Below are 1,282 nucleotides of genomic sequence, written 5' to 3' on the forward strand. Positions count from 1 at the left end.
GCACCGTCCCGCAGATCCAGCAACCGGCGCCCCCCGTCGCGGCCTCGCCACCCCCCCCACCCGCACCGCCGGGGGGGGCCACCCCGCCGCGCGGATGTGACCACGACCGTCTGTTGTCGTTCCGAGGGCCGGAGCCCGGTGAACTAGAGGATGGCGGCGATGTCGTCCGCGGCAGCCGCACCGTAGGCGTCGGCGAGACGCTTGAGCGCATCGGCCCGGTCGAAGGTCCACTCCTGCGTCCCGGTGGTCTCGAGGACGTGCACCGCGACCAGCGAGCCGAGTTGCGCGGCACGTTCGACACCCAGTCCTGCGCGGTGGGCGACGAGGAAGCCCGCACGGAAGGCGTCGCCGACGCCGGTCGGGTCCACCTTCGCGCGGTCCGGGACCACGCCGACGTGCACCCAGTTGCCGTCACGGTCGACGATGTTCGCGCCGTTGCCGCCGAGCGTGGTGATCCGCATGCCGACCTTGGCGCCGATCTCGTCCTCGGTCAGACCTGTCTTCTGCTGGAGCAGTCCCCACTCGTATTCGTTGGTGAACAGGTACTCCGCGCCCTCGATGAGATCGGCGGCCTGCTTGCCGTCGAGGCGCGCGAGCTGCTGGGAGGGGTCCGCGACGAACGGGACGCCGAGCCGGCGGCACTCCTCGGTGTGGCGGATCATGGCGTCGGGGTCGTTGGCGCCGATCAGCACGAGGTCGACTCCGTGTTGTGCCACGACATCCGCGATCGAGATCTCGCGGGCCTCCGACATCGCACCCGGATAGAACGACGCGATCTGCGCCATGTCCTCATCGGTCGTGCACACGAACCGAGCCGTGTGCGCGGTCTCGGAGACATGCACGGACGCGCAGTTCACGCCGTGGTTCTCCAGCCAGCCGCGGTACTCGGCGAAGTCCGCGCCGACCGCGCCGACGAGCACCGGAGAACCGCCGAGCACACCCATCGCGAACGCGATGTTGCCGCCGACACCACCTCGCCGGACGACGAGGTCGTCCACCAGGAAGCTCAGCGAGATGTGTGCGAGCTGGTCGGCGAGCAACTGTTCGGCGAACCGGCCGGGGAAGCGCATGAGGTGATCGGTGGCAATGGAGCCGGTCACAGCGATGGTCACGTGGCTGTACCTTTCCGCAGGAATCGGGACGATGAGGCACTCGGGACGAGGCCGTAGCGCCCTCACGGTACCCGGAGACACGAGAGGGCCCCCGGGGGGGCGCCCCCCGGCCCCCGCCGGGCCCGCCCCCGTGGCCGCAACCCCCCCCCCCGCCCGCCCCCCGGGGGGGG

At 71.2% G+C, this 1,282-nt stretch carries 1 protein-coding gene; it reads right to left on the bottom strand.

What is annotated here, in order from left to right:
* Positions 1–143: 143 nt before the first annotated feature.
* Complete coding sequence (locus TVH25_RS21305; protein WP_422425414.1) at positions 144–1,112, bottom strand: carbohydrate kinase family protein; 969 nt, start codon at positions 1,110–1,112, stop codon at positions 144–146.
* Between the last annotated feature and the right edge of the window lie 170 nt (positions 1,113–1,282).

This window comes from Rhodococcus sp. 7Tela_A2, assembly GCF_049311045.1.
In the GTDB taxonomy this organism is placed as follows: domain Bacteria; phylum Actinomycetota; class Actinomycetes; order Mycobacteriales; family Mycobacteriaceae; genus Rhodococcus.